The sequence below is a fragment of the Streptomyces sp. NPDC029292 genome, assembly GCF_055569295.1.
This window is the reverse complement of the sequence record NZ_JBVHXR010000002.1, coordinates 485,578-511,679: the sequence shown is the minus strand read 5'-3', so window position 1 is coordinate 511,679 and position 26,102 is coordinate 485,578. Positions and strand designations below refer to the sequence as shown.

General features: G+C 71.7%; 25 protein-coding genes and 1 pseudogene. 10 read left to right on the top strand and 16 right to left on the bottom strand.

Annotation, left to right across the window (positions count from 1 at the left end):
- Nucleotides 1-58: 58 nt before the first annotated feature.
- Both ACZ4WS_RS07210 and sigE read right to left on the bottom strand, forming a co-directional pair.
- Nucleotides 59-1,036: an anti-sigma factor family protein gene (locus ACZ4WS_RS07210; RefSeq protein WP_467977962.1), complete on the bottom strand. Its 978-nt coding sequence runs from the start codon at nt 1,034-1,036 to the stop codon at nt 59-61.
- Nucleotides 1,033-1,734: an RNA polymerase sigma factor SigE gene (gene sigE / locus ACZ4WS_RS07205; RefSeq protein WP_467978342.1), complete on the bottom strand. Its 702-nt coding sequence runs from the start codon at nt 1,732-1,734 to the stop codon at nt 1,033-1,035. The genes ACZ4WS_RS07210 and sigE overlap by 4 nt, the downstream gene beginning before the upstream one ends.
- Nucleotides 1,735-1,973: 239 nt before the next feature.
- Here sigE and ACZ4WS_RS07200 point away from each other — a divergent pair, with 239 nt between their 5' ends.
- Nucleotides 1,974-2,672, top strand: coding sequence for an O-methyltransferase (locus tag ACZ4WS_RS07200; RefSeq protein ID WP_467978340.1), 699 nt, complete (start codon nt 1,974-1,976; stop codon nt 2,670-2,672).
- 135 nt (nt 2,673-2,807) lie between these two features.
- Here ACZ4WS_RS07200 and ACZ4WS_RS07195 read toward each other — a convergent pair whose 3' ends face one another.
- On the bottom strand, nt 2,808-2,975 hold the full coding sequence (locus tag ACZ4WS_RS07195; RefSeq protein ID WP_003966491.1) for a DUF3117 domain-containing protein: 168 nt from the start codon (nt 2,973-2,975) through the stop codon (nt 2,808-2,810).
- Between the two features lie 363 nt (nt 2,976-3,338).
- Here ACZ4WS_RS07195 and chcB point away from each other — a divergent pair, with 363 nt between their 5' ends.
- Entirely contained in the window at nt 3,339-4,142 is an 804-nt protein-coding gene (gene chcB, locus ACZ4WS_RS07190; RefSeq protein WP_467977960.1) for a 2-cyclohexenylcarbonyl CoA isomerase, read from the top strand.
- Nucleotides 4,143-4,198: 56 nt separating this feature from the next.
- Here chcB and ACZ4WS_RS07185 read toward each other — a convergent pair whose 3' ends face one another.
- Together ACZ4WS_RS07185 and ACZ4WS_RS07180 are read right to left on the bottom strand one after the other, a co-directional pair.
- Nucleotides 4,199-4,780: a DNA-3-methyladenine glycosylase I gene (locus ACZ4WS_RS07185; protein ID WP_467977958.1), complete on the bottom strand. Its 582-nt coding sequence runs from the start codon at nt 4,778-4,780 to the stop codon at nt 4,199-4,201.
- Entirely contained in the window at nt 4,777-5,136 is a 360-nt protein-coding gene (locus ACZ4WS_RS07180; RefSeq protein ID WP_467977957.1) for a DivIVA domain-containing protein, read from the bottom strand. Before ACZ4WS_RS07180 ends, ACZ4WS_RS07185 begins: the two co-directional genes overlap by 4 nt.
- Nucleotides 5,137-5,284: 148 nt before the next feature.
- Here ACZ4WS_RS07180 and folP point away from each other — a divergent pair, with 148 nt between their 5' ends.
- Nucleotides 5,285-6,145 (top strand): dihydropteroate synthase, encoded by an 861-nt coding sequence (gene folP, locus ACZ4WS_RS07175; protein WP_467977956.1) that lies wholly within the window; start codon nt 5,285-5,287, stop codon nt 6,143-6,145.
- Between the two features lie 69 nt (nt 6,146-6,214).
- Here folP and ACZ4WS_RS07170 read toward each other — a convergent pair whose 3' ends face one another.
- Both ACZ4WS_RS07170 and dapE read right to left on the bottom strand, forming a co-directional pair.
- On the bottom strand, nt 6,215-6,976 hold the full coding sequence (locus tag ACZ4WS_RS07170; protein ID WP_467977954.1) for an LOG family protein: 762 nt from the start codon (nt 6,974-6,976) through the stop codon (nt 6,215-6,217).
- A 107-nt stretch (nt 6,977-7,083) separates the two neighbouring features.
- A complete protein-coding gene (gene dapE, locus ACZ4WS_RS07165) occupies nt 7,084-8,163 on the bottom strand; it encodes a succinyl-diaminopimelate desuccinylase (protein WP_467977952.1) in 1,080 nt (359 codons plus the stop codon).
- 120 nt (nt 8,164-8,283) lie between these two features.
- On the opposite strand from dapE, the gene ACZ4WS_RS07160 reads away from it, so the two are divergent.
- On the top strand, nt 8,284-9,273 hold the full coding sequence (locus ACZ4WS_RS07160) for a heavy metal transporter (RefSeq protein ID WP_467977950.1): 990 nt from the start codon (nt 8,284-8,286) through the stop codon (nt 9,271-9,273).
- 342 nt (nt 9,274-9,615) lie between these two features.
- Complete coding sequence (locus tag ACZ4WS_RS07155; protein ID WP_467977949.1) at nt 9,616-10,062, top strand: ATP-binding protein; 447 nt, start codon at nt 9,616-9,618, stop codon at nt 10,060-10,062.
- 210 nt (nt 10,063-10,272) lie between these two features.
- On the opposite strand, the gene ACZ4WS_RS07150 is transcribed toward ACZ4WS_RS07155, so the two are convergent.
- Together ACZ4WS_RS07150 and fdxA are read right to left on the bottom strand one after the other, a co-directional pair.
- The gene (locus ACZ4WS_RS07150) at nt 10,273-11,367 is read right to left on the bottom strand and encodes a bifunctional succinyldiaminopimelate transaminase/glutamate-prephenate aminotransferase (RefSeq protein WP_467977947.1); all 1,095 of its coding nucleotides are present in this window, start codon (nt 11,365-11,367) and stop codon (nt 10,273-10,275) included.
- A gap of 149 nt (nt 11,368-11,516) precedes the next feature.
- Complete coding sequence (gene fdxA / locus ACZ4WS_RS07145; RefSeq protein WP_018089397.1) at nt 11,517-11,837, bottom strand: ferredoxin; 321 nt, start codon at nt 11,835-11,837, stop codon at nt 11,517-11,519.
- Between the two features lie 140 nt (nt 11,838-11,977).
- Here fdxA and ACZ4WS_RS07140 point away from each other — a divergent pair.
- From ACZ4WS_RS07140 to ACZ4WS_RS07120, 5 genes and pseudogenes are all read left to right on the top strand, one after another.
- Nucleotides 11,978-12,962: pseudogene (locus ACZ4WS_RS07140) on the top strand (GNAT family N-acetyltransferase); the annotation flags it as partial.
- A 709-nt stretch (nt 12,963-13,671) separates the two neighbouring features.
- A complete protein-coding gene (locus ACZ4WS_RS07135) occupies nt 13,672-14,574 on the top strand; it encodes a transglutaminase family protein (protein WP_467977945.1) in 903 nt (300 codons plus the stop codon).
- A gap of 240 nt (nt 14,575-14,814) precedes the next feature.
- On the top strand, nt 14,815-15,225 hold the full coding sequence (locus ACZ4WS_RS07130; protein ID WP_467977943.1) for a hypothetical protein: 411 nt from the start codon (nt 14,815-14,817) through the stop codon (nt 15,223-15,225).
- A 54-nt stretch (nt 15,226-15,279) separates the two neighbouring features.
- On the top strand, nt 15,280-15,987 hold the full coding sequence (locus ACZ4WS_RS07125) for an ABC transporter ATP-binding protein (protein WP_467977941.1): 708 nt from the start codon (nt 15,280-15,282) through the stop codon (nt 15,985-15,987).
- Nucleotides 15,984-18,263, top strand: a complete 2,280-nt coding sequence (locus ACZ4WS_RS07120) for an ABC transporter permease (RefSeq protein WP_467977939.1) — start codon at nt 15,984-15,986, stop codon at nt 18,261-18,263. The genes ACZ4WS_RS07125 and ACZ4WS_RS07120 overlap by 4 nt, the downstream gene beginning before the upstream one ends.
- A gap of 188 nt (nt 18,264-18,451) precedes the next feature.
- On the opposite strand, the gene ACZ4WS_RS07115 is transcribed toward ACZ4WS_RS07120, so the two are convergent.
- The 7 genes from ACZ4WS_RS07115 to mshB form a co-directional block, all read right to left on the bottom strand.
- Nucleotides 18,452-19,066: a response regulator gene (locus ACZ4WS_RS07115; protein ID WP_467977937.1), complete on the bottom strand. Its 615-nt coding sequence runs from the start codon at nt 19,064-19,066 to the stop codon at nt 18,452-18,454.
- Entirely contained in the window at nt 19,063-20,307 is a 1,245-nt protein-coding gene (locus tag ACZ4WS_RS07110) for a sensor histidine kinase (RefSeq protein ID WP_467978338.1), read from the bottom strand. Before ACZ4WS_RS07110 ends, ACZ4WS_RS07115 begins: the two co-directional genes overlap by 4 nt.
- Before the next feature lie 5 nt (nt 20,308-20,312).
- Nucleotides 20,313-21,053, bottom strand: coding sequence for an ABC transporter permease (locus ACZ4WS_RS07105; RefSeq protein ID WP_467977936.1), 741 nt, complete (start codon nt 21,051-21,053; stop codon nt 20,313-20,315).
- Nucleotides 21,050-21,973: an ABC transporter ATP-binding protein gene (locus ACZ4WS_RS07100; protein WP_467977934.1), complete on the bottom strand. Its 924-nt coding sequence runs from the start codon at nt 21,971-21,973 to the stop codon at nt 21,050-21,052. The genes ACZ4WS_RS07105 and ACZ4WS_RS07100 overlap by 4 nt, the downstream gene beginning before the upstream one ends.
- A 202-nt stretch (nt 21,974-22,175) precedes the next feature.
- Complete coding sequence (locus ACZ4WS_RS07095) at nt 22,176-24,461, bottom strand: hypothetical protein (RefSeq protein WP_467977932.1); 2,286 nt, start codon at nt 24,459-24,461, stop codon at nt 22,176-22,178.
- Between the two features lie 160 nt (nt 24,462-24,621).
- On the bottom strand, nt 24,622-25,041 hold the full coding sequence (locus ACZ4WS_RS07090; RefSeq protein ID WP_467977930.1) for a DUF6113 family protein: 420 nt from the start codon (nt 25,039-25,041) through the stop codon (nt 24,622-24,624).
- The gene (gene mshB / locus ACZ4WS_RS07085) at nt 25,041-25,946 is read right to left on the bottom strand and encodes an N-acetyl-1-D-myo-inositol-2-amino-2-deoxy-alpha-D-glucopyranoside deacetylase (protein ID WP_467977929.1); all 906 of its coding nucleotides are present in this window, start codon (nt 25,944-25,946) and stop codon (nt 25,041-25,043) included. The genes ACZ4WS_RS07090 and mshB overlap by 1 nt, the downstream gene beginning before the upstream one ends.
- Nucleotides 25,947-26,102 lie beyond the last annotated feature (156 nt).

The following is a 26,102-nucleotide window of genomic DNA, read 5'->3' as shown; positions in this document are numbered from 1 at the left end:
CGGACGCGGCCCACCCCTGGATTCAACCAGGTTCACGGGCCGCCGCGCAGAGGGCGGGTCAGCGGACGATACGGGAGGTGGGGGACGGGGAGGAAGAGAAGGACGGGGTGGACGCGGGCGCGGCGAGCAGGCCCGGAGTCGTGACGTCGGGCGCCGTGGACCACGAGGTCAGCGCGAGCGGCTGGGCGTCGGTGAGCGGACGTATGAGCGGGGACATGGCGGCGGCGCCGGCGACCACCGGTGTCGTCAGCGTGTGCACGGCGTCCTGGCCGAGGTCTGCCGGAGCGGGGACTCCGGGCAGCAGCGGCGCGGACACCTCGGTCGGCGCCACGGGGCCGTCGCCGAGCGCCTGCTGGTCCTGCGCGAGCAGCGGCCCGACGGACCTGCGACGCTGCGACTCGGGAGCCGTGGAGGCCCCCGTGCCCGGCGTGCGCGTCGGCGTCACATTGCTTCCGGCGCCGGACCCGCCGCGCGCGTCCGCGGTGTCGCCGGGCACCCCGGTCGACACCCCGCCGAGCGCGACCGCGGCCAGCGACACCGCACCGGCGGCGGCGAAGGCGAACCGCAGTCCGCGGGAGGCCGAGCGCTCGGCCTCGTGACGGCTGACGTCATGGATGCGGAAGCCGCGCCCCGGGGAGGGCGGCAGTACGTCGGCGGCGTGCGGTCCCGCGGGGACGTAGCCGAAGGGCTCGCCCCTCACTCCGAAGATTCCGGTGACGCCGGGGCTGCCGGAACCTCCGGGGAGTCTTCCGCCGAATCCGGCCCCGCCCAGCGGCGAGCCGCCGTCGTCGGAGCCGCTTCCTCCGGGAAGCCCCTGAAGGCGGGCAAGGAAGCTCTCGGAGGGCGGCGGAGGGGCCATTTCCGCGAACACGTTCTTCAGTCGGCGCTGGGCATCCGCCTCGACCTTGCACTTCGCACAGGTGGCGAGGTGGGCCAGGACGCGCTCGCGCGACTCATGACAGAGTTCTCCGTCCACCAGGGCGGAGAGTCGGTCTCCCAGGTGCTGCTCAGCCGGAGTAGGACGTGATCCACTCACGCGGTCGCGCCCCCTCCCCCCAGCACGGGCACACGAGGCATCGCGAAGCCGCGGCGCTCGGCGCGGGCCTCGGGAGACCGGTGGGCAAGGGCCTTGCGCAGCTGCGAGCGGCCACGGTGGATCCGGCTGCGGACGGTGCCGAGCTTGACGCCCAGGGTCGCGGCGATCTCCTCGTACGACAGTCCCTCGATGTCACAGAGCACGACCGCGGCGCGGAACTCGGGCGCGAGGGTGTCCAGCGCCTGCTGGACGTCCGCGTCGAAGTGCGCGTCGTTGAAGACCTGCTGCGGGGACGGATCGCGGCTGGGCAGGCGTTCGGCCGCGTCGTCACCGAGGGCGTCGAAGCGGATGCGCTGCTTGCGGCGCACCATGTCCAGGAAGAGATTCGTGGTGATGCGGTGCAGCCAGCCCTCGAAGGTGCCGGGCGTGTACGTGGACAGGGAGCGGAAGACGCGGACGAAGACTTCTTGAGTGAGGTCCTCGGCGTCGTGCTGGTTACCCGTCAGGCGGTAGGCGAGACGGTAGACCCGCCCGCTGTGCGTGCTGACGATCTCCTCCCAGGTGGGCGGAGTCCACGCCTGAGACTCCGCGTCGGTGGTGAACGTCGCGGTCTGCGCGGGGGCAGCAGCGTGGAACTTGTCAGCGATGTCGGTCACGGATTTCGGCTCACCTGCCGATCTGAGTAGGCGCCGCAGCACCCCTCCCCGATCCACAGGCGCAGCCGCACCTCCCCTGTCGGCTCTGGTGGTGTCCAGTGGAGCCCCTACCATAGCCACCTCGCCCGTTAGCTCCGGATAAGCGGTTTTACGAGAATTTGATACGTGCTCATTTGGAAGCGTCAGCACTTGCCCGGCGCTCCGCTCCACGTCCGTCCCTGCGTCCTGATCCATCCACTTCCCCCCGCTCTGTTTCCCCACCCCTCTAAACGCCCGGTCCCATCTGCGGGTTCCCGGCACCAACGGATACAGTCACGGCCAGGCAACTACGGGGACAGGAGAGGGTCATTACCGGCAACCGGCAGACGAGCTGGGCGTTCGCCGACGCCTTTGTCGCCGAGGACGAAGCACTGCGCTGGGCCAGGGACCGGGCCCGCGAGGCAGGGCTGCGCTCGGTGTCGCCCGGCACGGGCGCCGCGCTGCGGTTGCTCGCCGCCACCGTGGACGCGAAAGCGGTGGCGGAGATCGGGACCGGGACCGGCGTCTCCGGAATTCATCTGCTGCACGGCATGCGGCCGGACGGGGTACTGACCACCGTGGACCCGGAGCCGGACCGGCAGCAGTTCGCCCGCCAGGCCTTCCGCGCCGCCGGCTTCGCCAGCAACCGCGCCCGTTTCATCCCCGGCCGCGCGCTGGACGTACTCCCCCGGCTCGCGGACTCCGGCTACGACCTCGTCTTCTGCGACGGCGACCGCCTGGAGTGCCTGGACTATCTCGCTGAATCGTTGCGCCTGCTGCGACCGGGCGGGCTCGTCGCCTTCGAGGGCGTCTTCGCGGACGGCCGCACGGTGGACTCGGGACCGCAGCCCGCGGAGGTCGGGCGGCTGCGCGAGCTGCTGCGCGCGGTGCGCGAGAGCCAGGACCTGGTGCCCTCACTGCTGCCTGTGGGCGACGGCCTGCTGTGCGCGGTCAAGCGCTGACACCTACTGTGCCTTGTGCGCATCTGACCTGCACCGATGCCTCAGGGGTACGTCGCTGACGGACCCCTGAGCACACCACTGCCCCGGCACCGATTACGATGCCGGGGCAGCTGAAAAGGTATGGTCGCTTCCGCGTCAGCCGACGACCTTCTTGAGGGCGTCGCCGAGCGCGTCGGCCTCGTCAGGCGTCAGCTCGACGACGAGCCGACCGCCGCCTTCGAGCGGAACGCGCATGACGATGCCCCGCCCCTCCTTGGTCACCTCGAGCGGGCCATCGCCCGTCCGCGGCTTCATGGCCGCCATGCTCGTTCCCCTTCCTGAAACCAGCTCATCGTCGCCGACGGCCCCTACGAGGGCACGCACGTCCCCTCATAGGACACACGTCACCGGCATCGAACACATTGCTTCCAGGCCATTATCCCGCATCTCAGGACCCGATGACCAACATCAGTCGGCATCGCTTGCGCAACGCGCTTGAGCAAAACCACTCAATTCGGCGATGTGACTGCGATACTGCGCCGCCGCATGGACTTCCAGGGTGCGGAATTCTTTGACACAGGTCACATGTCCCGCCCACTCCACTCCCCGTGATCTCCGCCATGCTGTCATCAGACGCAGAACGTACCGACCGGTACGACGGAGCCGCGACACCGGAGGGGACCCACCATGGCCGACACCGTGCTCTACGAGGTGAGCGACGGACTCGCGACGATCACGCTGAACCGCCCCGAGGCGATGAACGCGATGAACATCGAGACCAAGGTCGCCTTCCGGGACGCGGCACAGGCGGCCGCGGCGGACGGGGACGTACGGGCGATCCTGCTCACCGCCGCCGGTGACCGGGCGTTCTGTGTCGGTCAGGACCTCAAGGAGCACATCGGGCTGCTGGCCGCGGACAAGAAGTCGGGTTCCGGGCAGACGATGAGCACCGTGCGCGAGCACTACAACCCCATCGTGCGGGCCCTGACCGGCGCCGCGAAGCCGGTGGTGGCCGCCGTGAACGGCGTTGCCGCCGGCGCCGGTTTCGGCTTCGCGCTCGCCGCGGACTACCGGATCGTGGCCGATACGGCTGCCTTCAACACGTCGTTCGCCGGGGTCGCGCTGACCGCCGACTCCGGGATCTCCTGGACGCTGCCCCGGGTCGTCGGGCCCAGCCGCGCCGCGGACCTGCTGCTCTTCCCGCGCAGCATCACCGCGCAGGAGGCGTACGAGCTGGGGATCGCGAACCGGCTTGTCCCGGCGGATTCGCTGCGCGGCGAGGCGGAGAAGGTGGCCCGTGCGCTGGCCGCGGGGCCGACCCTGGCGTACGCGGCCCTCAAGGAGTCCCTCGCGTACGCCCTTTCCCACTCCCTGGACGAGTCCCTCGAGAAGGAGGACGAGTTGCAGGCGCGGGCGGGGGCCTCGGAGGATCACACGATCGCTGTGCAGGCGTTCGTCAACAAGGAGAAGCCGAAGTACTTGGGGCGGTGACGCTTCGCGGGGAGCTGCGGGCCGGTGGGATCTGGTCGCGCGGTTCCCCGCGTCCCTTACGGGGCGGTCCTGGCCACGCAGTCTGCCAAGTGATCGTCGACCAGGCCGCACGCCTGCATGAGGGCGTACGCCGTCGTCGGGCCGACGAAGCGGATGCCGCGCTTCTTGAGGATCTTGGAGAGGGCGGTGGACTCGTCGGTGACGGCCGGGACGTCGGAGAGCTTCTTCGGGGCCGGGCGGGCGGCCGGGTCGGGGGCGAAGGACCAGATCAGCTCGTCCAGCTCGCCGGGCGACCAGTCGGCCAGCACGCGCGCGTTGGCGACCGTCGCCTCGATCTTGGCGCGGTTGCGGATGATGCCCGGGTCGGCGAGCAGGCGCTCCTTGTCGGCGTCCGTGAAGGCCGCCACCGAGGCGATCTTGAAGTCGTCGAAGGCGGTGCGGAAGCCCGGGCGGCGGCGCAGGATGGTGATCCAGGACAGGCCCGACTGGAAGGCCTCCAGGCACAGTCGCTCGTACAGCGCGTCGTCGCCGTGGACCGGGCGGCCCCACTCCTCGTCGTGATACGCCACGTAGTCCTCGGTCGACAGCGCCCAGGGGCAGCGCAGCGCGCCGTCCGGGCCCGCGAGTGCGTCGCTCACTGGTGATCGTCCCCCGCGTCATGCTTCCGCAGCGTGGTGGCGGTGGCCGTGGCGGCCCTGGCGCCGGCGAGCGCGGACTCCAGGTCGGCGATCCGGGCATCCCGCTCGGCGATCTCGGCGCCGAGGCGGCCGAGCGCGTCGTCGACGTCCGACATGCGGTAGCCGCGCACGGCGACGGGGAAGCGCAGCATCTCCACATCCCCGCGATTCACCGGCCGGTCCAGGGGCAGCGGGTCCTGCAGCCGCTCCGGCCCGGCCTCGGGAAGGGGGGCGCTCTCGCCACCGCCCACCACGGAGACCGTCACCGCGGCGACCACGACGGCAAGCGCGACGGCCAGGAACAAGAACATGAACATCGCTGAGGTCCCCACGCTCTGGTGCCGACGCGGGACGCGTCGGCGCGGAAAGTGCTGAAAGTGTCAGGCTCCGATCGTGCCATGCGAGTCTGACAGTTAAGGTCGCAGGCGGCTTATCAGCGGGAATCACTAGGAGAGGTCACAGGGGATGCTCAGGCTGGGCAGGCGTGAATTCGACGCGCACGAGCCGGTGATCATGGCGATCGTGAACCGGACCCCGGACTCCTTCTACGACCAGGGGGCCACCTTCCGCGACGAGCCGGCGCTCGCCCGCGTGGAGCAGGCGGTGGCGGAGGGTGCCGCCATCGTCGACATCGGCGGGGTCAAGGCCGGGCCGGGGGAAGAGGTGACCGCCGAGGAGGAGGCGCGGCGGACGGTCGGTTTCGTCGCCGAGGTCCGCCGGCGCTTCCCCGACGTGATCATCAGCGTCGACACCTGGCGGCACGATGTCGGCGAGGCGGTCTGCGAAGCCGGGGCGGACCTGCTCAACGACGCGTGGGGCGGGGTCGATCCGCGGCTGGCGGAGGTCGCCGCGCGGTACAAGGTGGGGCTGGTGTGCACGCACGCCGGCGGGTCCGAGCCGCGTACCCGTCCGCATCGGATCGCGTACGACGATGTCATGGCCGACATCCTGCGGGTGACCCTTGGTCTGGCCGAGCGCGCGGTGTCGCTGGGCGTGCCCCGTGAGTCGGTCCTCATCGATCCCGGGCACGACTTCGGGAAGAACACCCGGCACAGTCTGGAGGCGACGCGGCGGCTGGGCGAGATGGTGTCCACCGGGTGGCCCGTCCTCGTCTCCCTCTCCAACAAGGACTTCGTCGGGGAGACGCTCGACAAGCCGGTCAAGGAGCGGGTGGTGGGGACGCTGGCGACGACCGCCGTGTCGGCGTGGCTGGGGGCTCAGGTGTACCGCGTCCATGAGGTCGCGGAGACCCGGCAGGTGCTGGACATGGTGGCGTCCATCGCGGGGCATCGGGCTCCGGCGGTGGCCCGGCGGGGGCTGGCGTAAGGGTTTTTCGCCCACTCCGCCCCCGCCGCCCCGTCCCTGGGGCGGCGGGGGCGACAACCTCCCACGGGACTACCTCCTCCCGGCCTCCTTCGACACCAACGCCACCGCCTCGTCCACCTCGTCCGTCAGGTGGAACAGCATCAGGTCCTTCTCGGACGCCTTGCCCTGGGCGATCAGGGTGCTCTTGAGCCAGTCGACGAGGCCGCCCCAGTACGCCGTACCGAAGAGGACGATCGGGAAGCGGGTGACCTTCTGGGTCTGGACGAGGGTGAGGGCCTCGAAGAGTTCGTCGAGGGTGCCGAGGCCGCCGGGGAGGACCACAAAGCCCTGGGCGTACTTGACGAACATCATCTTGCGGACGAAGAAGTACCGGAAGTTGAGGCCGATGTCGACGTAGGGGTTGAGCCCCTGTTCGAAGGGCAGCTCGATGCCGAGGCCGACGGAGATGCCCTTGGCCTCGCAGGCGCCCTTGTTGGCGGCCTCCATGGCACCGGGGCCGCCACCCGTGATCACGGCGAAACCGGCCTCGACCAGGCCGCGGCCGAGGGCGACCCCGGCCTCGTACTCGGGCGAGTCCACCGGCGTACGCGCGGAGCCGAAGACACTGATCGCGGGCGGGAGTTCGGCGAGCGTGCCGAAGCCTTCGATGAACTCCGACTGGATGCGGAGCACGCGCCAGGGGTCGGTGTGCACCCAGTCGGAGGGTCCGCCCGCGTCCAGGAGCCGCTGGTCCGTGGTGCTCGCCTGTACCTGGTCCCGCCTGCGCAGCACCGGTCCCAGCCGCTGCTCCTCCGGTGGCCGCTTCTTGCCCTCGGGGTTGCCAGTAGCCATGTGCGCTCCCTCCGCTTGCGGTCGTTCAGGCCCAGCGTAGATCTACGCCGGTTACGGAGGAGGGACATAGGCATGTCCGCCGTGCACCACAGCTGTTCGCCCGCGCTTCAGGTCGTCAGCCAGGCCCGCAGCCGCTCCTCGGCCTCCGGGATCAGCGAGGCCTTGACCCGCTCGTCCACCTTGTGGGCCAGGAGCTGGGCGCCGGGACCGTAGTTCACCGCGGGCACCCCGAGCGCGCTGAAGCGGGCGACGTCCGTCCAGCCGAACTTGGGGCGGGCCTCACCGCCGACGGCCGCCATGAAGGCCGCCGCCGCGGGGTGGGTCAGGCCGGGGCGGGCCCCGCCCGTGTGGTCGTCGACGACGAACTCCTCCACGCCGCAGTCCGCGAAGTAGTCGCGGACGAAGGCCTCGGCCTCCTCCTCGCTGCGGTCCGGCGCGTAGCGGAAGTTGACGACGACCGTGCACGCGTCGGGGATGACGTTGGTGGCCACGCCCCCCTCGATGCGGACGGCGTTGAGGCCCTCGTGGAACTGGAGGCCGTCGACGACCGGCTTGCGCGGCTCGTACGCGGCGAGCCTGGCGAGGATCGGGGCCGCCGCGTGGATCGCGTTGGAGCCCATCCACGCGCGCGCGGAGTGCGCCCGCTCCCCCTTGGTCTTCAGGAACACCCTGAGCGTGCCCTGGCAGCCGCCCTCCACCTGACCGTCCGTCGGCTCCAGGAGGATCGCGAAGTCGCCCTCCAGCCACTCGGGGTGGGCCTCGGCCACATGCTTCAGGCCGTTCAGATGTGCGGCGACCTCTTCGTTGTCGTAGAAGACGAAGGTGAGGTCGCGGTTGGGGGCGGGGACCGTGGCCGCGAGGCGCAGCTGGACCGCGACGCCCGACTTCATGTCGCAGGTGCCGCAGCCCCACAGCACGCCGTCCTCGTCGAGCCGGGAGGGGACGTTGCCCGCGATGGGCACGGTGTCGATGTGTCCGGCGAGGATGACGCGCTCGGCCCGGCCCAGGTTCGTACGCGCGACGACGTTGTTGCCGTACCGGTCGACCGTCAGATGCGGCAGGGCGCGCAGGGCGGTCTCGATGGCGTCCGCGAGCGGCTTCTCGTTGCCGCTCTCCGAGGGGAAGTCGACGAGCTGCGCGGTGAGCTCGGCAGCGTCCAGGGTGAGGTCAAGCGGGGTGTCGGCCATGCCGTCGACCCTAACGTCCCGGTGCGTCCGGTCCCGTCAGCGGACGGACGCACCGGGCCGCACTCGGGTTGTCCACAGCCCCACATATTGCCGACAGTGGCCTCCAGTACCTTGTACGTCGTGCCAGAGCCGTCCCCCACTCCCGTCCGGCGCGGCCGCCTTCTCCGTTTCGGAGGGGCCGTCGTGGTCCTGCTCGCGCTCGCGGGCTATCTCACCGTGCAGTACCTCACGGGAGGCACGGGCGCGCCGAGGTGCAAGGTCGTCTCGGGCAAGGGCGACGGGGCGTCGTACGAGTTCACTCCGGAGCAGGCGGTGAACGCGGCGACGATCTCGGCGGTCGGCACCTCCCGCGGCCTGCCCGAGCGCGCCGTGACCATCGCCCTCGCGACCGCGCTCCAGGAGTCGGGCCTGCGCAACATCACGCACGGCGACCGGGACTCGCTGGGCCTCTTCCAGCAGCGGCCCTCGCAGGGCTGGGGGACGACGAAGCAGATCATGGACCCGACGTACGCGGCGGGTGTGTTCTACGAACACCTGGCCAAGGTCTCCGGCTATACGAAGCTGCCGCTCACCGTCGCCGCGCAGCGCGTGCAGCGCAGCGGCTACCCGGAGGCGTACGCGAAGCACGAGCCGGACGCCACGCTGCTGGCCGCGGCCCTGACCGGCCACGCGGCGGCCACGCTGACCTGCGAGGGGCGCCCCGACGCGACCCCGGCCGGTGGCGCGGACTCGGTGCGGGCCGCGCTCGTGCGGGACTTCGGGCGCGATGTGTTCCAGGAGGCGAGCGCGGAAGTGGGCGCCGAGGGCGCCTCCGCCTCGCCGTCGCCCTCCACCGCTGCCTCCGTCTCATCCACGTCGACGGGCGGCGGGACCGTGACCGTCCCGGTGCGCAAGGACGCCACCTCCGGTACCGGCGTCCGGCAGCGCGGCTGGGAGCTGGCGCACTGGGCCGTGGCCAACTCCTCCGCACTGCACATCGAACGGGTGTCGTACGCGGGGCGGGAATGGACCGCCGGGAGCACCGACAGCGAGTGGCGTACGGCCGACGCGAAGGGCGGATCGGCCGCGGGGAAGTCCGCCACCGAGGTCCGAATCGTCACTGGGCAGTAGTACGGGTCCTCACCCTTCAGGGGGACGCGGATCGCGCTGTGTCGACGATGTGCGCAGGTTTTCGTGCACTCACTCTCGTATCCGCCGAACCCCTTGAGAACACAGGGCCGTAAGGATTCGGCAGACTTTCCGACCGGGTGCCTTTTGCCCGTATTTATCCACAGCCGATAATGCGACGCATTGCCAACTCTTTACGTCGGGCCACCGCAACCTTCGCGGGCTTCGAGCGGTAGTCACTGCGTCCGAGCCCGGAACGATCAACGGTCGGACGGTCGGCAGCCAGTCGGTCAACTCCCGGGCACGGTCGAACACTTCAATGTTCTCTCCCGTCTAAGGAGCATCATGTCCCTCCCCCTGACCCGCCGGATCGCCCGTGCCGCGCTGCTCATCGCAGCGGGAGCGGCGCCCGTGGTCGGTGCGGCCGGCTCCGCCAGTGCGGCGGCCGAACTCCCGGCCACCCCCAACCTCGGCGGGCTGACCGCCCTGGACGGGGCGAGCGTCGGCAACACCGTCGACGGCGCCACTCAGCACGCCACCGGGCTCACGGGCGACACCGGCAGCAAGGCGGTCAAGCAGGCGGTACCGGCCGCGGGCAAGACCGGCGGGAAGATCGCCAAGGCGGTGACGCCGGCCGCGCAGAAGGTGGCCGGGGACGCGGCGGGGCAGGCCGGGGGTCTGCTCGGTGACACCGCGAAGACGGCGACGGGTGGTGGTCTTCCGACGGACGCGGTCACCAAGGGTGGGCTGCCGACCGGTCAGCTGCCGCTGAAGGGTCTGCCGCTCGGCTGACGCCGAGGCTGTACGACGAAGGGTCCAGGGAGTCTCCCTGGACCCTTCGCTTCTGCTCGGCCGCTGACCGGAGCCGCACCGGACTTCGCTTGCACGGCGCCCGGCACTCTCGGCTGCGCCCACCCTCCCCCGCTCTCCGCTTCGCTCGAGCGGGGGGGGGGACCCCCGTCGCCCCGCGGGACGACTGCCCACAGCGCGAGCGGTCCGCCGCTACGCCAGGCGCTCTACCGCCGCTGCCACGCGCTCGTCCGTTGCCGTCAGGGCCACGCGGACGAACTTCTCGCCCGCCGTGCCGTAGAAGTCGCCGGGGGCCACCAGGATGCCCAGCTCCGCCAGGTGGGCGACCGTGTCCCAGCAGGACTCGTCGCGTGTGGCCCAGAGGTAGAGGCTCGCCTCGCTGTGTTCGATGCGAAAGCCGTGGCGCAGGAGGGCGTCGCGCAGGGCGGTGCGGCGGGCGGCGTAGCGCTCGCGCTGTTCGCGGACGTGGGTGTCGTCCGAGAGAGCGGCGACCACCGCGGCCTGGGTCGGGGCGGACGTCATCATGCCGCCGTGCTTGCGGATCTGGAGGAGGTCGCCGAGGACGGCGGGGTCGCCGGCGAGGAACGCGGCGCGGTAGCCGGCCAGGTTCGAGCGCTTGGAGAGCGAGTGGACCGAGACGATCCCCTCGTACGAGCCACCGCACACGTCCGGGTGCAGGACCGACACCGGGTCGGCCTCCCAGCCCAGCTCGATGTAGCACTCGTCGGAGAAGACGAGGATGTCGTGCTCCCGTGCCCAGGCCACGATGCGGGTCAGCTCGTCCTGCGACAGGACACGGCCCGTGGGGTTCGACGGGGAGTTGAGCCACAGGAGCTTCAGGTCCGTCGGGTCCAGCTCGGTCGGGTCGTCGTAGACCACGTGGTCCGCGCGGGCCAGGCGCGCCCCGACCTCGTACGTCGGGTACGCGAGGCGCGGGTAGGCGACCTTGTCGCCGGGGCCCAGGCCCAGCTGGGTCGGGAGCCAGGCGACCAGTTCCTTGGAGCCGACGATCGGCAGGACGTGGTGGTGGGTGACACCCCGCGCGCCGAGCCGCCGCTCCACCCAGCCCGTGAGCGCGTCCCGCAGCTCGGGCGTGCCCCACACCGTGGGATAGCCGGGCGAGTCCGCGGCCGCGACCAGAGCTTTCTGGATCAGCTCGGGCACCGGGTCGACCGGGGTGCCGACGGACAGGTCGACGATGCCGTCCGGGTGAGCGGCGGCCGTCGCCTTGTAGGGCTCCAGCTTGTCCCAGGGGAAGGTGGGAAGCCGGTCGGAGACTGCGGACACGGGATCGGGCTCACTTTCTCGTACGTACGACCCGTACGTGTGGCTGACACGGGCCGGCACGGGCCGACCCGGGCTGATACGGCAAACGCCTCGGTCCCGTACGGCGGCGAGGCCGTACGGGACCGAGGCGGCGCGTTTTCGCGGGCCGCTTACTGGTTCTGCGGCGGCAGCGCTGCGATGAAGGGGTGGTCGCGCTCGATCAGGCCGAGCTTGCTGGCGCCGCCGGGCGAGCCGAGCTCGTCGAAGAACTCGACGTTCGCCTTGTAGTAGTCCTTCCACTCTTCAGGAGTGTCGTCTTCGTAGAAGATCGCCTCGACCGGGCACACCGGCTCACAGGCTCCACAGTCGACGCATTCGTCCGGGTGGATGTACAAGGACCGGGAGCCCTCGTAGATGCAGTCGACCGGGCACTCCTCGATGCACGCCTTGTCCTTGACGTCGACACAAGGCTGCGCGATGACGTAGGTCACGCTGTCGTTCCTCCTCGATAGGGCGCTGGCGGGCCTTCGTAGGCTCCGCCGCCTGGCGCGCGGGAGCGCGGCGTCGTCGATGCCCGCCTCTAGTATCTCCGTTCTTGGGCATGATCCGAACAGGAGGGGTGAACTGACCTGTGGAAATCTCTGCGGCCGGCCGCCTTGAGGTCCGTATCACCGCTGCTGACGTGGGCAAACGTGTGTCTGTTCGGCGGCTGGCCGATGACGCCGCCGAGGGTGAGAAGTTCACCGACACGGTCGGTGTTCTCACATCATGGGACGACGGTGTGCTGCTGATCACACGGCGGGGTGGGGAAAGCGTCCGAATCGCGGAATCCTCGCTGGTGGCGGGCAAGGTCGTGCCCGCGGCTCCGGCGCGTCGGCGGGGCCCCGCGGCCTCGTACGAGGAGCTCGCGCCGGTGGCCGCGCGAGCCTGGCGGCCGGTGGAGAGCGAGCGGCTCGGCGCGTGGGAGCTGCGGGCCGCCGCCGGGTTCACCCGGCGCGCCAACTCCGTCCTGCCGCTCGGCGACCCCGGCGTGCCGCTGGACGAGGCGCTGACGTACGTACGGGACTGGTACGCCGCCCGTGAGCTGCCCGCGTACATCCAGACCGCCACCGGGGCCGAGGGCACGCAGGAGCTGCTGTGCGCGGAGCTGGAGGCGCGCGGCTGGACGCGTGAGGTGACGGCCGAGCTGTGGATCGGCTCGCTCGCGACGGTCGGGGACCGGGAGGCGCCCGGGGTCGTGCTCTCCCGCGAGGCGGACGAGGCGTGGCTGGGCCGGTACCAGCGCAAGGGGCTGGGCGAGGTGGCGCTGAAGGTGCTGGGCAGCGGGCCCTCGGTGTGGTTCGCGACGGTGCCCGGTGCGGAGGGGGAGGCTCCGGCGGCGATCGGGCGGTGCGTGGTGGACGGCCGGTGGGCCGGATTCGCCGCCGTCGAGGTCGCTCCGGCCCACCGTCGGCAGGGCCTCGCCACCGCCGTGATGGCCGCGCTGGCCCGCCGGGCCCTGGAGGAGGGCGCCTCGGCTGCCTGGCTCCAGGTGGAGGCGGACAACGCGGGGGCGCGGGCGCTGTACTCGGAGATGGGGTTCGGCCCGCATCACGCGTACCACCACTACCGGTGGACGCCGAAGGCCCCGGCCGCACCCGCGGGCGACCACACCGACGAGCGCACGAGCGCGACCCCGGGCAAGGAACGCGCCGGCTCGACGGGCAACCGCCCCTCCGGCGAGACCGACGGGGCGTCCCACGATCGGCGCGACGACCGGAGCGGCGGGCGGGGCCTGGTCAGCGGGCGGGCCGACGCCGCGAGCAGCGGGCGGGACCACGACAGCGGACAAGCCGACACCGGCACCGGCAGAGGCACCAGCAGCGGCAGCGGCAAGCACCGCCGCGACAGCGAGCGAGCTGGCACCGCAAGCAGCGAGCACCGCCAAGCCGGCGGGCGAGCCGACGCCACGGCCAACGGGCGGGACCGCGACAGCGGACGAGCCGGCACCAGCAGCGGCACCGGCACCGGCGAGCAGCACCAAGACACCGGTCAACCCGGCACCACGGCCCGCAAGCGCCGCCGAACCGCCGAGCACCCCGGCGATGGTGCGGGCATGCGGGCCGGAGGCCGGCGGATCGGCTACGGCGGCGAACGGTCCGCCGGGCGCGTCGGCAGCGGCGGGCGCAGAGGTCGCGGCGGTCACGCCGACCCCGGTGGCCGGAGTGCGGGCGGGCAGGGCGGCCGTCGGGCCGGAGGGCTCGGTGAGCCGGTGGTTCGGGCGGCGGGTGGCGGTTTCCGCGTCGGCGACCCGTATCGATCGGTGTAAGGGGGCACGAGGCTGCTATGCGTCCCCCTCACCCACCTGAGCCGGAGCGTGCCGCCGAGGTGCGGCGGCGGTTCGCCGACGAGGCGCGGGCCGAGCGGCCCGATCTCGCGGTGCTGTGTCTGCTGATGGGGGCGGCGGCCGACGGGTCGCTGGACGAGGCCGGGATGGACGCGGCGCAGATCGAACTGGACCGGCTGGCGGGACTATTGCCGTTCCGGCCCGGCGGTCCGCGCTCCTGGGCGGCCGCCCTCGGCGAACTCCTCGGCGGACGCTGCGAGTTCCGGGGTTCCCCCGGGGACTACCAGCGGCTGGAGTCCTCGCTGCTGCACGAGGTGCTGCGACGGCGGCGCGGCCTGCCCATCCTGCTCTCCGTGGTGTGGATGGAGGTCGCGAGGAGAGCCGGCGCACCCGTGTACGGGGTGGCCCTCCCCGGGCACTTCGTCGTCGGCTTCGGGCCGCCCACCCGCCACCCGACCACCGCCCCTCAAGGAGCTTCGCTCAGTGATTTCTTCCAGCAACAGGTGCTGGCCGACCCCTTCGACGGCGGCCGGGTGCTGACCGGCTCCGACGCCGAGCTGCTCGTCGCGGGCGCGACCGGCGCGCCGCTCGACCCGTCGATGCTCTCCCCCGCCGACCCGCTCGACGTGGTCGTGCGCATCCTGAACAACATCCGCGCCTGGGCCGCCACCCGCCCCGAGCGGACGGATGTCGCGCTGTGGGCCGTCGAGTTGTCCATGCTGCTGCCGTCCCACCCCGCCCGGCTGCGCTATGAGCGGGCTCAACTCCTCGTACAGCGTGGCGACTTCCTCGCAGGAGCCGCAGAACTCGAGGCGTACGCCGATGTGGTGGCCGCCATCGACGAACCGGCCGCGGACCGGGTGCGCCGACAGGCCCGGGCCGCACGGTCGATGCTCAACTGACAGCGGGACGAAGCCGACGGCGGATCGTCTTTCCCGGTTGCCTGCGCGGAGATCATTTCCCGGTCAAGCCCGGGCAAGATCACTGAAAAGCATTCCCGCCGAGGGGGTGACCAGGAAGCGCCAGATCCTCAACTACCGTCTCTTTTCCGCCCTTTCCGCTCTCTCATGCCTTGTTAATCTCCGCCTCTGCCCTGGACGCAACACGACCAACCAGGGCCGGAAAAACAACGGGAGAATCAAGTGCGGAAGTTGGCAGTAGGGGTCCTCGCGGCCGGGCTGTTCGCGGTAGGCGCGGGAACCGCGTTCGCAAGCTCGTGGCACACCATTCCGAAGCTCACCACCGGCGGTGCGGAGTTCAACTCCGGCCAGTACACGTTCTGGCCCGCGGGCACGCACCACGGCGCCTTCGAGTGGAAGGGCAACCTCAAGGACGCCGACAACGGCGACGGGCACAACGTGTACACGCAGGTCCGGATCGAGGGCTACGACTGGAACCGCTACAACGGGACCCAGAAGAAGACGGTCCCGCAGGACTACCTCAACTGGAGCGGCGACGAGCGCTACACCGAGGACGCCTACATACGCGTATGCCGTGACCGGGGCTCGTTGCACCCGGACAACTGCTCCGTGACCAAGCACTACCAGCGGTAGGAAGCACCAGCACGACACCGGGCCCAGGGGTGCACACCTGGGCCCGCTCGCTTCTTGGGGGAAGCCATCAGTACCTCGCAGACACGTACCTCGGAGATCCTTTCCGCCACGGGAGTCGACCTCTCCTACGGCACCCAGTCGGCCGTCCGCGACGCGCACATCTCCGTCGCGCGCGGGGAGATCGCGGCCATCACCGGACAGAGCGGTTCGGGCAAGTCCTCGCTGTTGTACTGCCTGGCGGGCGTGCTGCCCGTCGCGCGCGGGCAGGTGCGCTTCGAGGGGCGGCCACTCGGCGACCTCACCGACGACGAGATCAGCGCGCTGCGCCGCGAGCGCTTCGGATTCGTCTTCCAGTACGGCGAGTTGCTCCCCGAGCTGACCATCGAGGAGAACACCGCCCTGCCACTGCGGCTGGCCGGGCAGCGCAAGCGGCCCGCTCTCGCGGCCGCGGGCGAGGTCCTCGGACGGCTCGGGCTCGACGGGCTGCGCGAGCGCCGCCCTTCACAGGTGTCGGGCGGACAGAGCCAGCGGGTGGCCGTCGCGCGGGCCCTGGTCCACCGCCCGGCCGTCGTCTTCGCGGACGAACCGACCGGGTCGCTGGACAGCGCCAACGCGTCCGCCGTACTCAAGGAGTTCCTCGGCCTGGCCCGCTCGCAGGGCACCGCGGTCGTCCTGGTGACCCACGATCCGGCGGTCGCCGCCCAGGCCGACAGCCACTACACGATGGCCGACGGAGTCCTCGCGCCCCGGGGGTCGATGTGAGGGAGTTCCTGCTCGGCCTGCGGCTGCTGCTCGGCGCCGGCCGCGGCAACCGCATCCGCTTCTTCCTGATGGCGGCCGGTGGCTCCCTCGGGGTGTGCTGCCTCGCCCTCGTCCTCACCATCCCGGCGATCCTCGACGCGCACGACGGGCGCGCCGCCGCCAGGGAACCCAAGACCTCCGCCCACTCCGCTTCCCAGGACGCGACGCTCGTCCTCGAGCGGTCCGATCCGCATGGCTCGAAGGCCTTCACCCGGGTCTTCGTCGCCCGCGGCGAGGACGCGCCCACCCCGCCCGGACTGCGTGAACTGCCGGGCCCCGGCGAGGTGTTCGTGTCCCCACGGGTGCACGACCTGCTGCGCGCGGAGCCCGCCCTCAAGGGGCTGCTGCCGGGCCGTGAGAAGGGCCTGATCGGCAAGGCCGGTCTGACGAACCCCGACGAGCTGTACGCGTATGTCGGCACCACGCGCGCCCGGCTGACCGGCAAGGCCCGCGTCTTGACGGGCTTCGGGTACGACTACGCGCCGATCCCCGCCGTCGACCCCTCCACCCTCACCATCCTCCGCTTCGCGCTCGCCACCATCGTCCTGCTCCCCCTGGGCGTCTTCCTCTCCGTCTGCGCCCGGCTGTCCGCCGCCAGCCGTACGCGCCGCCTCGCGGCTCTGCGTCTGCTGGGCCTCAGCGTCAAGGGCACCCAGCGGGTGAACGCCGCGGAGACCGTGGTGGCGTCCCTGCTCGGCACGGTGCTCGGGCTCGGCGAGTACGGGGTCCTCAACCAGGTGATGTCCCGGACGGGGCTGCCCGAGCTGAAGTGGTACCCCGGGGACGGCGCGCTGTCCCTGTCGACCGTCGCCGTCTGCCTGATCGGCTGTCCGGCCCTCGCCTGGTTCGTCGGCCGGGCGAGCGCCCGCAACGCCGCCGCCAATCCGCTGGCGGCCCGTCGCACCGCGGTGCCCAGGCCGCCGTCGAAGTGGGGCGGCCTGCTGCTGGTGACGGGCCTCGGCATCGTGACCGGCTACTGCGCGACCGGCCTCACCGACCACCCGGCCTCCAGCGACGGCCCGGCGGCGCTGCTGATCCCGGCGGGAGTCCTGCTGACCGGTGTCGGTCTGGTCCTGACGCTGCCGCTGCTGTCCTTCGTCCTCGCGCGCAAGGTGGCGGGCGCCACCCAGTCCCTCACCCTCAACCTGGCGATGCGCCGCAATGAGGTGGAGCCCGGCAGCGCCATGCGGGTGGCCACGGGCCTGGTGCTCCTCGTGTACGCCGCCTCGCTCGCCCAGGGCATCCTCATCGAGGAGAACCAGGTCACCCGGCCCAGCAGCCCCTCGCAGGACTACTCCATCGCGCTGTCAGGCCTCACCGCACGGCAGCAGCACGACCTCGCCGACGTACGAGGTGTCCGCGCCCACGCCCTGACGATGGACTCCTGGGTCGACCTGAACGGCGGTTCGCAGGTCGAGCCGCGGGTCACCGCCCTGGTCGCCACCTGCGCCCAACTGGGCCAGTTCGTACGGCACTCCGAGGGCTGCGTGGACGGCAAGGTGCTGCGGCTCGTCGACCCGAACGCGGGCACGGACCCGGGTGTGCGCCCCGGCGCCTCCTTCCCGTACCGGCTGAGCGAGGACGGCCGGCGCAAGACGTTGGCCCTCACCCTCCCCTCCGACGGGATCACCTACAGCGCGTACGACCCGTCGGCGGTCGGCGGGGCCTCCGTCCTCGTCCCTCCCTCGGCGCTTCCGGACAAGGCCCGGCCCCAGTCGGCCCGGTACGTCCTCACCGGCAGCTCGGATCCGAGTGCCGTCCGTACGGTGCTCGACGGCATCGGTGGTGTCGCCCCGACCGCCGAGGTCGACCCCATCGGCGTCAACATCGACGGCCTCCAGCAGATCGCCGTCATCGAGACCCTGCTGGGCCTGGGCATGGTCATGGGCCTGGTCATCGGTATCGCCGCGTTCCTGGTCTCCGTCACGGACCGGGCCGTCGAACGCCGGGCGCACGTCACCGCCATGGCGCTGATCGGTGCCCGGGCGCGGACCCTGCGGGCCGTCCAGTGCGCCCAGGTCGTGCTGCCGCTCGCGATCGGGCTCGCCCTCGCGCTCGTCGCGGGCAAGCTCGCCGAGTCCAGCTACCTGGTCACCGGGGGCGGCGAGGTCTTCTGGGACTCCTCCGGGATCCCGCTGCTCGCGCTCGCCGCGGTGGGGGTGGTGGCGACCGCCGTCCTGGGGACCCTGCCGCTCGTGGGGCGGCGGATCAACCCGGAGCTGATCCGACGGGACTGACGGGCGTCGCCTGCCCAAGCGTCTTTCGCCCCCGCCGCCCCTACCCGTCCCGTACCTGGGGGCTTCACCCCCAGACCCCCGTATCGCGCTGACGCGCTCGTCCTCAAACGCCGGACAGGCTAAAGATTTTCAGCCCCTCCGGCGTTTGAGGAGCGGGGTCTGGGGCGGCGGGGGCGAAAGACCCTCCCCTACAGCCAGCCCTTCTCGCGGGCCGTCCGCACGGCCTCCGCGCGGTTGCGGACCGCCAGTTTCTGGATGGCGGTGGAGAGGTAGTTGCGGACGGTGCCCTGGGAGAGGTGGAGGGCGGTGGCCAGTTCGGCGTTGGTGGAGCCGTCGGAGGCCGCGCGCAGGACTTCGCGTTCGCGGTCGGTGAGGGGGTTGGCCCCCTCGGCGAGGGCGGCGGCCGCGAGGGTGGGGTCGATGACGCGTTCGCCGGCGAGTACCTTCCGTACGGCTTCGGCGAGTTGGGCGGCCGGAGCGTCCTTGACCAGGAAGGCGTCGGCGCCGGACTCCATGGCGCTGCGCAGATAGCCGGGGCGGCCGAAGGTCGTGAGGATGACCAGCTTGAGGGCGGGGAGTTCCTTGTGGAGTTCGGCCGCCGCCTCGATGCCCGTCTTGCCCGGCATCTCGATGTCGAGCAGCGCCACGTCCACGTCGTGCTCGCGCGCCGCGGCCAACACCTCGTCCCCGCGCGCCACTTGCGCGATCACCTCGATGTCCGGTTCGAGACCCAGCAGGGCGGCCAGCGCCTCGCGGACCATCGACTGGTCCTCGGCGAGCAGGACCTTGATCGTGCGGCTCATGCCCCGGATCCTACGGGGTGGCCGGCCCCGTGCGCCGGGGCGCCCGTCGGCACCCTGGCGACCAGCCGGAAGCCGTGCCGCACCCTCCCCCAGTCTCGGCTTCGCTCGACCGGGGGGACCCCCATGGCCTCCAGCGAGCCGCCGGCCTTCTCCAGGCGTTCGGCCAGCCCCGTCAGGCCGTTGCCGGGGGTACTGCCGGAGCCGCCCGAACCGTCGTCCTCCACGGACAGTTCGAGCACCGGGCCGTCCAGCGTCTGGCGGTGGACGAGCTCCACCACGCAGCGCCGGGCCCCGCTGTGCCGTACGACATTGGTGACCGCCTCGCGCAGTGCCCAGGCCAGCGCGGCCTCGCTCTCCTCCGGGACGCCGTCGAGGTCCGGTTCGGCCGGCAGGTCGGCGGTGACGCCCGCCGCGGTCAACGCGACCTGCATGCCCGCGAGCTCCCCCGCCAGCCGGGGCCGCCGGTATCCGGTGACGGCCTCGCGGACGTCGACGAGGGCCTGGCGGCTGACCTGTTCGATGTCGGCGACCTGCTGGGCCGCCTTCTCGGGGTGGTCGGGGAGCATCCGCCCGGCCAGCTCGCTCTTGAGCGTGATCAGGGAGAGCGAGTGGCCCAGCAGGTCGTGCAGGTCCCTGGCCAGCCGCAGCCGTTCCTCGTTCGCGGCAAGCTGGGCGACGGTCGCCCGTGCCTTGCGCAACTCCACCGTCGTACGGACCAGTTGCCGTACGCCGGTCATCGCGAAGCCGATGAGGACGACGAGGAGGACGAGGTTGCGCGCGTCCTGCTCACCGCCGTGGAGGCCGACGAGCAGCATCGCGACGGCGGTCAGGGGGATCGTCCAGTACGCCACCCGCAGCGGGAACGTCGTCCCGCAGGCGACGGAGACGTACACGAAGAGGCCCAGCCAGGGCGGGCCGAGGGACAGGCACAGCACGACGGCGAGCACGCCGAGGGCGACGACGAGGACGGCGACGACCGGGCCGTTCAACGCCTTGCCCATGTTCCGGAAGACCAGCGTCAGATAGATCCCGACGAAGGCCGCGAGGCCAAGCCAGCCGGCCGCGGTGGCGGCGGGCGTGTGATGGCCGGACGCCAGGTCGTGGACCGGTGAGCTGAGAAACACCAGCCAGATGACGATCCACATCGCCTTGCGCAGCGCCTCGCGCACGTTGCGCGGTGACTGCCCTGTGCGCACCAGCCACTGCGCCCGGGAGTCGTCGGGCAGCGGGTCTTCCGTCATGGCACTCACGCCTTCAGCGTGTCCTTCCGGTACAGCCACGCCGCTCCGCCCGCGAACAGGACGAAGGAGACGGCGAGGATGGCGATGTCCTTGGCGTGCGGGGCGTTACCCAGCTCTATGGCCTGTCCGAGGGCAGCGTACGCGTGCGTGGGGAGCCACTTCGCGATGGACTGGAGCCAGTCGGGGAAGGTCGTCGTCGGCATCCACAGGCCGCCGAGCATCGACAGCCCGAAGTAGACGATCATCGTGATCGGGCGGACCGCGTCCCCGGTCGCCAGATAGCCGATGGCGACCCCGAGGGCGGCGAAGACGAGGCTGCCGACCCAGATCGTGCCGGTGAGCGCGAGCCACTGCCAGGCGTCCAGGCGGACGTTCTTCACGGCCGCCGCGACCACGAAGACGATCACGATCGACGGCAGGCTGATCACGGCGGCACTGGCGGTCTTCGCGAGGACATAGCCCCGGCCGGGGAGCGTGGTCAGCCTCAGCTGCCGCACCCAGCCGCTCTCGCGCTCCTTGGCGATGCGCTCGCTGTTGCCCATCAGAACAGCGGTCAGGGCGCCGAAGGACGCCATCGAGACCATGAAGAAGGTCGGGAGGGTGAGGCCCGTGCCCTCCACCTTCGTCGTGCTGTCGGCGCTGCCCGCGATCAGCAGGAACAGGGCCGAGGGGTAGATCACCGAGAAGAACAGGAACTTGCGGTTGCGCAGGGCGCGGGTGATTTCCAGCTTGATGAGACCGTTCACTTGGACTTCGCCTCCTCGGCGGCCGTGATGGCTACGAAGGCCTGCTCCAGGCCGAGCCCGGCCACTTCGAGATTGCGGGGGTAGACACCGAGCCCGTACAGGGCGTGCACGGTCGCGTCGGCGTCGGATGACTGGATGCGGACGGTCTGCCCTGATACGTCTATCGACGTGAGGAAGGGCAGGGCGCGCAGCGAGGCCTCGTCGATCGGGCCCTCCAGGTCGAAGGCGACGCGGCGGGCGCCGGCCTTCGCCTTGATCTCGGCGGCGGTGCCGTCGGCGAGGAGCCGTCCGCGGTGCAGTACCAGCACCCGGTCGGCGATCGCGTCGGCCTCTTCCAGGTAGTGCGTGGCGAACAGGACCGTACGCCCCTGGTCGGCCTGTTCGCGCATGGTGGCCCAGAAGGCCTGGCGGGCGGAGACGTCCATGCCGGTGGTGGGCTCGTCGAGGACGATGAGGTCGCTGTCGCCGGCCGTGGCGAGGGCGAAGCGGACGCGCTGGGCCTGGCCGCCGGAGAGTTTGTTGACCTTGCGGTCGGCGATCTGCGAGATGCCCGCGCGGGCCAGGACGTCGGTGACACGGAACGGCTTCGGGTGCAGAGCGCAGGCGAGCTTCACCAGCTCGGCGACGGTGACCTCGTCCATCAGGCCGCCGCTCTGCAGCATGGCGCCCACCCGGCCACCGACGATCGCCTCGCGCGGGCCGGTGCCGAACACCCGCACCGCGCCGCTGTCGGCCTGCTTGAGTCCGAGGAGCAGGTCCAGCGTGGTCGACTTGCCCGCCCCGTTCGGACCCAGCAGGGCGACGGTCTCGCCCGGGTGCAGGTCGAGCGTCAGCCCGTCCACCGCCCGGACGCTCCCGTAGGCCTTGGTCACTGATTCGAACCCGACCACCGAGGTGGTGGTCGCCGCTGTCGTTGTCATGTGGTCCATCGTGGCGACGGAGGGGGTGACGTCGGCAGTGCCGCCTGTCGCGACTGCGGGATGACAGATGTCATACGGCCCCGGCCCTGCGCCTCGCGGACACCTCGGGGCAACGCTGCATCGGGTCTTGGCGTACGACGAGAGGGCATCCGGCCATGGAAGCCATGGCCGGATGCCCTCTCGAATGCCCGACGCGACGGGGCTAGCTGGGGTTCGTGTCGATGGTGACGTCGCGCCCGGCGGTTGTCGTGGCGCGCAGCGCCAGGCCGAGGGCCGAGGCCACGTCCTCCGGACTCACGGCCTTCTTGCTGCCGTCGCCCTTGGTGATCGTGACGCCGTCGAAGGCGCCGCCGTACAGCCCCTTCAGGGCAGCGAGGTCGTAGTGCTCGACCAGCTTGCCGTTGACCGCGCGGACACTCAGGAACTTCCAGATGGAGTTCTGCGGGCTGAAGGAGATGAAGTGGGTGGCATCCGTGCGGACCGTGACGTTCGCGGACATCGCCGGCTTCGCGAACTTCGTCATCATCCGGTCGACCTCGGTGTTCGCCACCGTCGGCTGGCGCGTCTTGGTGGCGACCTTGACCGGGGTGACCGTGTCGGTCTCCACCTGGGCGCGGTAGGCGTCCTCGACGGCCTGCGTGGAGGACGCGACGTCGATGCCCTTGCCCGCCTTGCCGTACACGGCGACGGCCTTGCCCGACACGAACTTGATCGTGCCGTCGCTCGCCGAACCGGAGCCGCCCGCGGCGCGCTCCAGGGCGGCCTGCAGCTTCTCCTCGTCGACCGGCATGCTGGGTTCGACGACGCGTTCCTGGCCGAACAGCGAGCCGATCACGGAGACCGGGTTGTAGTCACTGCCCGCGGCGGCGCGAACCGTGTCCTGGGTGTCGAACTGGAGCCCCGCCTGGTCCGGCTTCAGCGAGACCGTGTCGCCGTCGACCGACAGCTTGAGGGCCTTGTTCGTACGGTTCCCGAAGGCGTCGTCGAGCTTCTTGACGGCCTCGTCGCGGGTGCCGCCGCCGATGTCGACGCCGAGCACGGTGGTGCCCTTGGGCACGTCCGAGTGGTTCATCAGGAGCCCGGCGCCGTAGGCGCCACCGGCGAGGACCACCACGAGGACGCCGAGCAGCGCGGGCTTGTTGCGGCCCTTCTTCTTGGGCCGCTTCGCCTCGGGTGCGGGCTGCTGGACCGGCTCAGGCAGCTTCGGCGGGGTGTGCGGCAGCGGGCCGTCGGGGTGCGCGCCCGGCCCGAACGGGGAGTTCTGGGCGGGCGATACAACGGGGATGCCGCTGGTCAGGGTGTGTCCGGAGACATTCTCCGCGGCGCCGCCGTAGCCCTGAGCGCCCGGCTCGGGTGCCGGCTTCTGCGGCGTGAGGATCGCGGTGTCGTCGCTGAGCCCACCGCTGAGGGGGCCACGCGGGCCGCCGGGAACGCCCGGACCACCGCCGGGACCACCCGGACCGCCGGGACCACCCAGGCCGCCGGGACCACCCGGACCGCCGCCGGGATATCCCTGGCCCGCGCCAGGACCCGCGGCCAGGCTGCCGGGAGCCGCGCCGGGACCGGTCGGCGGCGCCAGCGGGCCGTCTCCGGTGACCGGACCGCCGGTCGCGCCGACGGGGCCGCGCTGCCCGCCCTCCGAGAAGTACGGCAGGTCGTCGCGGCGCGGTTCACCGCCGCCCTCGGGTCCGATGGACGGGAAGGAGCCGGTGTTGCTCAGCGCTCCCGAGACGTCGAAGGAACCGGTGCCACCGCCATGGCCGGGCGCCACGGGTCCGGCACCGGTGGCACCGGGCAGCCCGGCGCCGTTCGTACCGCCGCCGGGGCGCGGCCCGTTCGCCGCGCCGGGCCGGGCGCCACCAGGGGCCCCCAGCGGACCGGAGCCGTTCGCGGCACTCGGCCGCGCACCGCCGGGAGCACCAGGAGCTCCGGGAGCTCCAGGGCGACCGCCCTGCGGCCCCGCCGAGCCCGCGGCACCCGCGGGACCCGAACCGCCCGGCAGGCCCGCTCCGTTGGTGGACCCACCGCCCGGCCCGCCCTTGGGCGCACCGGACTTGCGCGGCGCGAACCAGTCGCTCGCCTTCTCCTCGGCCGCGGGGGCAGCCCCGGCGGCACCGTCCACGGACATGGACGCGGTGGTGGACGCGGCCGGAGCCGTGGACGCGCCCGTGGGCGACGTCACGCCCCGCGGCGCCTCCGCGGCACCACCGACGCCGTCGACGCCCTCGGCGGACGCGTCCGCGTCCCCGACCGGCGTGCGCACGACGACGGGCGGAATGGGCCGCGATCCGGGGATGTTGATCCGGATCCGGGTCGTCAGCGTGGTCTCGGTCTTGCGCTCCTCCGGCGGGTTGCCGGTGGCCGAACGGCCCGCGTCAACGCCGCTTTCGGAAGCCGTGGGGGTCCCGTACGGCGGCGTCCCCGACGGGTACGCGGCTCCACCGCGCCCGTTGGGCCCGGAGGACGAACTGTCAGTTTCACGACTCAAGGCAGGTTCTCCCGGTTGGCTCCGCCGCCCGTTTACTCGACCTCATCTCGGGCAGCTCGGCGGCGCGCACCACCATACTGGCCGTGTCCGGCGCGCAAACCTCGCCCGCGAAGGAAACCCCCACGGGACCCGCACCTGTCCGATACGGCGAAGTGGTACGTCACTTCCCAAGTCGGACGGCGGAGCCGCCCGGTTGCCGCCCTTGCCCAAGGGTGGCGCACATCACAGCGACAGCCATGCCGCCGAGCAGGAAGAGGTAGGAGCCGAGTCCCGCACCGAAGAGGAAGTCCCCTTCCGGACGGCTGGCGGTGAGCAGGACGACGGCGACCATCCAGCCGGCCGCGGGCGCGACGGCCCCGGCTCTGGTGCCGACCGCGTGCGCCCCGCCCAGGAAGAGCCCGGCGGCGCCGGCGAGCGCGAGCAGCAACCCGCCCGGGAACCAGCCGGATTGCACCAGCGCCCCGGCGGCCCCGATCACGGCGCCGAGCACGAAGAGTCCCGCGTAGGCGGCGATCCGCCCGCCCGAGGGCCGGTTCAGCGGCTGGGCGAGCATGCTCCCCCGCGGTCCCGTCGTACTCATCACACGCCCGCCTCTCGCTGATCGGTCGCCACGCCCTCGAAGAGGTCCCTCTCGCGCGCCTTCGGCCGCTCCCCGCGCACCAACTCGTAGTACTCGGTGGTGAACAGCGGCTGCGCGAGCTCGTTCGAGAGCACGAACCAGGGCTCGGCGACCTCGATCTGTGTGGCGTGCGCGCGCATCGCGGCGGCCTTGGCGGCGGCGTGGGCGGTTCCGTCGACCTCGGTGGTGACCACCGAGTCGTCGACGACACCCGGTACGTCGTCGAGGGCGGCGGACGTGGTCCAGGGCAGCTCCGGGAGCGCGTCGCGAAGGCGCCCGAACCCCTCCTCGGCCACCGAGCGCGGCACCCGGTTCCAGTAGATCTTGGCGATCTGCCACGGTTCGCCGAGATCCGGACGGAAGGAGGCTTCTGCGGCCAGCTCGGCGGCCCGCATCGCGACGCGGTGGGCCTGGATGTGGTCCGGGTGCCCATAACCCCCGTCGGGGTCATAGGTGACGAGCACCTGGGGACGTACCTCGCGGATCACCTCTACGAGGCTCTCGGCGGCGTCGTCGACGGCGGCGGACCAGAAGGCGCCCGTGCGGTGGTTCTGCTCGACGCCCATCATTCCGGAGTCACGGAAGCGCCCGGGGCCGCCGAGGAACCGGTGGTCCGTGACCCCCAGCTCCTTCATGGCGGCGGCCAGCTCACCGATCCGGTGCGGGCCGAGCCCGCCCTCGCGGTCGGGCGCGAGCCGCGCGAGCTCGGGCGGGATGACCTCGCCCTCCTCGCCGAGGGTGCAGGTCACCAGCGTCACATGGGCGCCCTCGGCCGCGTACTTGGCCATGGTCGCGCCATTGTTGATCGACTCGTCGTCCGGGTGCGCGTGCACCAGGAGCAGACGCCGGTCGGGCAGTTCCGTCATGGAGCCACCCTACGAGGTGACCGACCTCCCCCACCGCCTCCCCAGCCGCCGGTTCCGGCCGGTCCGTTTCCGGATCCCACCCCTCCGGACAGCCGGTCACCCGGCCTCTCCAGGTCCTGCTCAGCTGATCGGTAGTCGCGGCACGGTCTCAGCAGT